Genomic DNA, 7,316 nt, shown 5'->3' with positions numbered 1-7,316 from the left:
CAAATTTCAATGGTAACGCATTTTTAGGTGGTGCTGGTGGGAAAGATATCACAATTCAGCTTTCTGACGCTTCAAATGATACAATGAAAATCACAGCTATCGATACAAAAGCTATAACAACTGCAACTTTAGCTACACCTACAGCTACAGGCGCAGATAAGGCTTTAAATGCAGCTTCTGCACCAGCTCAAATCACAGCTCTTGACACTGCTATTCAAGAAATTGCTGACGCTAGAGCAACTTTCGGTTCTCAATTAAACCGCTTAGACCATAACTTAAACAACGTAACGAGCCAAGCTACTAATATGGCAGCTTCTGCTTCTCAAATTGAAGATGCTGATATGGCAAAAGAAATGTCTAACATGACAAAGTTCAAAATTTTAAACGAAGCTGGCATCAGCATGCTTTCTCAAGCTAACCAAACTCCACAAATGGTTTCTAAATTATTACAATAAGCTATTTGAGTTAATTTCCTGAATAAACCTCTCTGCTTGCAGAGAGGTTTATTTTTTCTATATAGATAGATTATTTATAAAACTTTCTTTTTTATGTGGAAGAGAGTATCCGTGATGCTTAGAAGCGGTCAGTGCTTATCTTGATTCCCTCTTATGTTAAAACACAAACAGTAAATAAGCATAAGCCCCTCTATCCTTCCATAACTGTTTATTAGATCAAAAGATACCGACTCTAACAATCTATAAGGAGTGTCTATTATGCGTATTGGTACGAATGTTTTAAGTATGAATGCTAGGCAGTCGTTGTATGAGAATGAGAAACGTATGAATGTTGCAATGCAGCATTTGGCGACTGGTAAGAAGTTGAACAACGCTTCGGATAATCCCGCTAATATTGCAATTGTGACTCGAATGCATGCGAGAGCAAGTGGTATGCGCGTGGCGATTCGTAATAATGAGGATGCGATATCAATGCTTCGCACGGCAGAAGCTGCCCTTCAAACTGTGACGAATATTTTGCAGCGTATGCGTGATTTAGCTGTTCAATCCTCAAACGGTACAAATTCAAATGAAAATCGTAATTCGCTGAATAAAGAGTTTCATTCTTTAACAGAAGAAATTGGCTATATTGTCGAGACGACTGAGTTTAATGATTTATCCGTATTTGACGGTCAAAACCGTCCTATTACATTAGACGATATCGGTCATACGGTACATATGACGAAACATATTCCCCATTCCCCTACCCAACATGACATCAAGATTTCAACAGAACAAGAAGCAAGAGCAGCGATTCTTAAAATTGAAGATGCTTTACAAAGTGTGTCACTTCATCGTGCCGACCTTGGTGCTATGATAAATCGTTTACAATTTAATATTGAAAATTTAAATAGTCAAAGTATGGCGTTAACAGATGCTGCATCTCGAATTGAAGATGCAGACATGGCGCAGGAGATGAGTGATTTTTTAAAGTTCAAATTATTGACTGAAGTTGCACTTAGTATGGTTTCACAAGCGAACCAAATTCCGCAAATGGTCTCTAAACTACTACAATCATAAAAATAAATCTTCCATCTTTGGAACGATTCCATACAAAACAAAAGGGAAATACATATAAACTATGTATCTCCCTTTTATTTTGTACCCAAATTTTATTACTGTGTTACCGTCATAACTTGTCCGCTACGGTCAACCATTATTTTCATTTTTCCGTCTTGTGCATTATATAGCCCAAGTTTATGTAATTCCATTTTACAATCTTGTACGAAAGTTGGTAATTTACGAATTTGATCGATATCAGAACTTGTAATGAAATGAATTAAAAGCTGCGTCATACCTTTAATATCTTGTACAAGCTCTTCTTTCTCTCCTTTTAGCCTTTCATTTTCTAGTTGTAACGAATGCAATTCACCTTCTAGACTACGTGTATTCTTCGCTTCTCTAGAACGCCCTGCTGCCATGCTAGAAAGCTTATAAATACCTTCCATAAACTGATGTAGTTCGTCTTCTTTCCTTTCACTACATTGATTAATTGTTTCAAAGTTATCAACGATACCAGATATAACTGTTACAAGATTTTTTTCATCCTCTTTATGCTGAATTTCTTCTTTTAATTCGTACTCGTTTTCTTGTTTTCTTGCAACGATTGTCTCTTTTACTGGTATATATTTTCGCTTTCGTCCTGGTTTTTGTTTTTCAATATTTTCAAACGGTATTTCACGTTTTTTCAATTTATAATACGTATTTTGCAATTGACTTTCTGTTTTTGGAAAAAGATTTAGTTCATTTTTACTTACGTATTTTGAAATATTTAAAATGTTTAAACCGTGACGTTGACAAAATTGATACACTTCATACAGTAGCTCTAGTTCAGACTTCAGCCATGTAATTGCTGATTTTTCATATGCTCGCATCCCGCCATTTTTTTCTATATCTATTTGAAATAATACCATTCTATTATGTAAATCAATTAACTCTTCATACTTTACTTGGAATTCTTTTTCTATTTTTTTTAATTCCGCTTCTAGTTGCATATCGTTCATTTTATTATTTGACATGTTTTGTAAAAGACCTAATACATTAATTGCTGTGTGGTGATACATAATCTGTGCCACTCCCCCTCATCCTTTCACAATTCTCATCTGACTCCCATGTCTTTTAAGAAAATAGAAATTTTTACATATCCATATTATAACAGTTCGAAATTATCTGTCAAATAATAAACATACAAAAATGTATAGAAAGTATAAAAATTTGGAAAATGTTTTTTATTAATATGTAAAATTGCATATTAATTACATTTAATTATATTATATGGTATTTTGAATGTTTTTTCACCGAAAAAATTTGCGTTACCACGAAATATTACTAAAATAACCATCGAAAATACGTTTGCTTATATTTTTAAATAAAAAATCTTCAAATAAAGATTTTTTCATACATACAGCGCCAAACACCCCAGAAATCTTTCATTTTTCTGCCAGCTTAAAGTATAGAATACTAAAAAGGAACTAGCCAATGCTACATATGGCTAGTTCCTTCCTCTCTCTAACAGAATAGAGTTATAAACCCAGTCTTCAAATCCTCAATCGAAGTCTCACTTCTTCTTACTTAAAACTACTTCATACCTTTGAACTCACATCGCATGAGACTCTATTAAGCACTGAAAACTTCCTTACATAAGTAGTTCCTCTATTCCTACTCAATAGAAAAATGTTATACACCAGCTCTTCTACTTACCTATAACCACTCCATATGTCTCGTCTCAACATCGCATAGGGCTCTATTAAGCACTGACCGCTCAACACTTGGCTAGAGCTTCTATTCCGGCTAAGTAGAAGCTTTTAAAGCACTAACTTATCAACTAAACCAATTAGCTCTTGAATATCTGGCTTACTTACTTGAGCATTTGCTCCTACAGCTTCACCTTTATGGAATAATTCATTTGTAATTAATGAAGAGAAAATAATGACTGGTAAACGATTCATTACTTCACTATCCTTAACCACTTTCGTTAAATGATGTCCATCCATTTTTGGCATTTCAATATCCGTAATTAGCAAGTGAATATGTTCAAACATTTTTTCGCCTTGCTCTTTCGCTAATTTTTCAATTTGCGCTAACGCTTCTGCACCATTGCTGAAGAAGTTCATTTTCGTATATCCAGCTGATGATAATGTTTCTTCTAATATTTGGCGAAGCATCGCTGAATCTTCTGCAATGTAAATTACTTTTTCAGCTCGATCTGTTTTTTGTTCTAATCCTGCAATTGATTTATTGTCATAACCAGTGCCGCTAATTTCACATACAATTTTTTCATAATCTAATAGTAAGATGATTTTTCCATCTAGTTTTACAATACCAGATGTCGTTTCTTCTAGTCCCATAGATAATGAAGCTGGTTCATCAATTTGTTCCCACGAAATACGTTGAATACGATGCACTTCATCAACGCGAAAAATAACTTTCATTTGGTTTAATTCTGAGATGATAAATTTCGTTTGATCAAGTGGCTTTGTTGACTTTAAATTAAGAGCCATTGCCAAGTTAATAACAGGTAAAATTTCACCACGTACTTGAACAACACCTTCAACTGCATGATGAGATTCTGGCACAGTTGTAACAGGGAATGGATTAATGATTTCACGTACTTTCATTACATTAATACTAAATAGGTTTTCACCAACAGTGTACGTAACAATCTCTAATTCATTTGTTCCGCTTTCTAATAAAATACTTTGTGCTTGTGACATAAAGGTGTCGCTCCCCTTCCATTAATTCCGTATATCTAATTATTAAGCTTTATAAAAGAGAAAAAGTCAACTACCTATATAAAAAATATAGATAGTCGATCGATTCATTTTATTAAAAAACAATTAATCTTGTATAAAAGAAGCAAGTGCTTCTAATAACACTTCTTGCGCCCCTACAATTTCTGTCGGCATTGCTTCCCATTTTTTCGAAAGCTCCGTCTCTACTCTTATTCTTAGCTCAGAATTCATTTCTGCTAACACATATTCTTTCGTTGCTATATCAACATCAAGTAGCGCAAGTGCATATAATTCCGGGTCATTTATTTTTTCGAATAATCGCTTTAATACTACCGGTGCTATATGTTTTAATTTTTCAATATGAATTTCCTTATCCGAAAATAGTAACTCATATTGAATAAACGTAACATTTTCTTTAATCACTTTAAAATAGCAATTATTTTTTTTATCATTTACAAAATAACCATTTGGATCTGCGATAATACTTTCTACTTTACGAATTAAATCTGGCAAACTATTCGCCCCCATTACAGTCCGCTGCTCAACCTCACTCGGCGAAATGAATGTAACGCGATACTTATTTTGCGCCATCCTCCTCACCTCTCCTTTTATAAAAATCTATCATCACAAACATATAAAATGAAACTAGCATACTCTCATTTCATTGCCCTATTGTCACAACTCACAGACTATAAAAAAGTACTGGCTTGCTATAAAGAGATTATTGTTCAACCATTCCAGTAGATTTCTATAGTTCTCTTCTTACAGCTCCGAGCCACCTAAGACTAAAAACACTTTTAAGCGCCTTTAAGCAACTCAATATTGTTGAACCAAAACGCAATTTGCTGATCTGTAATGCCTGATAATGTAACAAAAAACTCACGGCACTTCATCTCGTCCTTAAACAGTTGATACTTCCATGCGCCATCATTACCAACACTGACGAAATAAAACTCATGAATACGACCAATAATCGCTTTCTTTTCAGCAAATGAATACGGGGGCACTTGCTTAATTTCAAATTGATCTGGTAAATATACACGCTCTTCTCGTTCCATTTTTAGCACTTGCTCAGCAAGTTCACGTTTATTCTCGAAAAATGGCAATTGTAAAATTCGTTCTTGTCTTGTCATACGAATAAAAACCCTTTCTACTACATTACGATCTTTCTTTATAATACATTATCGAATTAAGTTTACAACTTCATTTAATACTTCATCTGACACTTTAATTACTTTCGCATTTCCTTGGAATCCACGTTGATATAACATTAAGTCAACAAATTCTACAGATAAATCTACGTTTGAACTTTCTTTTGCTGAACCTCTTACATTACCTGCACCATTCTCACCTGCCACACCAATCCCTGGAATCCCTGCTGATGGTGTGGCAATGTAATTACCATTCCCAGTTTTCATTAATCCACCTGAATTAGGGAATGTAGCTACAGCTAGTTGTCCTACAACCTTCATACTACCATCCGAATATCTCATCATAACGAAACCACCGTCAGAAATTGAATAGTCATTTGCAATTGCAGCTGGACGCCCCGTTACTTCTGTTGTAGAAATAGTTTTCCCTGTTGGATAATTTGTTAAACCACTTAAGTCCAGTGTCAGTCCCTTACCAAAAGGAATTTTAACCGTTCCACCTTTAGTAATTTCACCAGTTACTGGATTTTTTTGTACAGCTTCATCTGTCTCCTTTAGATTTCCTAATGTATCAAATTTAAGATTTTTTTCGCCCGTCATGCCTTCAACCGGCTTAAACTCTTTTTCGTTTTTAGAATCATTTCTTACAGAAACTGTATACGTATATTCACCTGGCACAGGCTTTTCAACTTCTTTACCATCTACAGTCTCTTTTGTAGTCTTTTGTTTAATATTTACACGTAACGTTAACGAGTTCCCTTCCTCATCAAAAACTGTGAATTCGTGAGATAATGCATTTTGATTTCTAGGAAGGTTTCCACCTATTGTTGCTTTATCTGTTTGAATCCCACCAACAGCTGATCCCATTGGAATATGAATTGGACTTGGTCGTGAAGAAAAATCTATTTCTTGAGTTCCTGTTTTCACACCATACCCTAGCACATACTGACCACTTGTATTTGTAACATAGTTATCTTTCGATACACCGAAAGACCCTTTTCTCGTATACTCTACATTTCCGCTATTACGATCGCCAACTAAAAATAAACCATTTCCCTCTATGGCTGTCTCCATCTTATCACTAGTTAAAGTAATAGAACCATCACTAAAATCTGTAGATGTCCCACTAAACTTTACACCGTTACCGATACTCTTTGGATTCGTACCAGCATAAGCACCATCCCCACGTGAACCAACCGTATTATTATATAGCAGATCATCAAAAATAGCTTTTTGCTTTTTATATCCAACTGTTTGTGCATTTGCAATATTATTTGAAGTAACACTTAATGCATTTTGTGCCGCATTCATCCCTGTAATACTCGTATATAACGCTTTAATCATAACCTATATACACTCCTTTTATTAATTTTGCTTAACCTCTTCATTTTTCTCTATATCATCTTTCTTCTCATCTTCTGGATTTGTTTCTGCTATCGGTTTATCTGAAACCCTTTCTACAAAACGAAGTGAGACAACTTGATTATCAACAATAAGTTGTACATCGTTATTTTCGGCAAGTCGAACTGTTTCCACTTGACCAGTCACTTGCTCCCCCTTATTGTTTATACCTCTAACATACTTTCCTAAAAATTTCATCCCACCATCAAGAGCTGTCGTATACATCGTTGATTGTAGTTTATCTACTGCTTTCGTCATATTTTGTACTTGCTCCATAAGCGATAGTTGAGCCGTTTGATTCATCATTTGGTTCATATCCATCGCATTAAACGGGTCTTGATGTTGAAAGCTCGCTAAAAAAAGTTTCAGGAAATCATCTTTATCCATAATACCGGGTGTTTTTTGATTACTTGCTGATACTCCGTTTGTTTGTTGAACTGGCGATTGCACACCATTTACAGATGCGTTTTTTGTTTGCGCCCCTGCTTGTAACGGAATATGATTTGTACTCGTTGTATTTAATCCAACTGTTGGCACGC

The 7,316-nt window shown here is 34.8% G+C and carries 8 protein-coding genes; 2 read left to right on the top strand and 6 right to left on the bottom strand.

From position 1 onward, the window contains the following. Together MR170_RS03130 and MR170_RS03125 are read left to right on the top strand one after the other, a co-directional pair. Positions 1–455, top strand: a 455-nt coding sequence (locus MR170_RS03130; protein ID WP_276575545.1) for a flagellin, incomplete at its 5' end; no start/stop codon positions are given. 258 nt (positions 456–713) lie between these two features. Beyond that, complete coding sequence (locus MR170_RS03125; RefSeq protein ID WP_071714498.1) at positions 714–1,514, top strand: flagellin N-terminal helical domain-containing protein; 801 nt, start codon at positions 714–716, stop codon at positions 1,512–1,514. Between the two features lie 95 nt (positions 1,515–1,609). Here the strand turns inward: MR170_RS03125 and MR170_RS03120 are convergent, their stop codons facing one another. The 6 genes from MR170_RS03120 to MR170_RS03095 all read right to left on the bottom strand — a co-directional run bounded on the left by MR170_RS03120 (position 1,610) and on the right by MR170_RS03095 (position 7,314). Beyond that, positions 1,610–2,557 carry a DNA-binding domain-containing protein gene (locus MR170_RS03120; RefSeq protein ID WP_242307155.1) on the bottom strand — a complete coding sequence of 316 codons (948 nt, stop codon included), beginning with the start codon at positions 2,555–2,557 and terminating at the stop codon, positions 1,610–1,612. Positions 2,558–3,298: 741 nt separating this feature from the next. Further along, positions 3,299–4,207 (bottom strand): chemotaxis protein, encoded by a 909-nt coding sequence (locus tag MR170_RS03115; RefSeq protein ID WP_000075943.1) that lies wholly within the window; start codon positions 4,205–4,207, stop codon positions 3,299–3,301. Between the two features lie 123 nt (positions 4,208–4,330). After that, entirely contained in the window at positions 4,331–4,816 is a 486-nt protein-coding gene (locus tag MR170_RS03110) for a hypothetical protein (RefSeq protein ID WP_061883963.1), read from the bottom strand. Between the two features lie 206 nt (positions 4,817–5,022). Then, positions 5,023–5,358, bottom strand: coding sequence for a DUF3964 family protein (locus tag MR170_RS03105; RefSeq protein ID WP_242307154.1), 336 nt, complete (start codon positions 5,356–5,358; stop codon positions 5,023–5,025). Between the two features lie 48 nt (positions 5,359–5,406). Next, positions 5,407–6,720, bottom strand: coding sequence for a flagellar hook protein FlgE (flgE, locus tag MR170_RS03100; RefSeq protein WP_000588310.1), 1,314 nt, complete (start codon positions 6,718–6,720; stop codon positions 5,407–5,409). Positions 6,721–6,741: 21 nt separating this feature from the next. Then, entirely contained in the window at positions 6,742–7,314 is a 573-nt protein-coding gene (locus MR170_RS03095) for a flagellar hook assembly protein FlgD (RefSeq protein WP_001143477.1), read from the bottom strand. Between the last annotated feature and the right edge of the window lie 2 nt (positions 7,315–7,316).

Origin of the sequence: Bacillus cereus group sp. BfR-BA-01524 (assembly GCF_022662595.1) — a bacterium.
Classification (GTDB): domain Bacteria; phylum Bacillota; class Bacilli; order Bacillales; family Bacillaceae_G; genus Bacillus_A; species Bacillus_A thuringiensis_S.
Note: the sequence above shows the minus strand (reverse complement) of the source record. Positions and strands in the feature narration are given on the sequence as shown.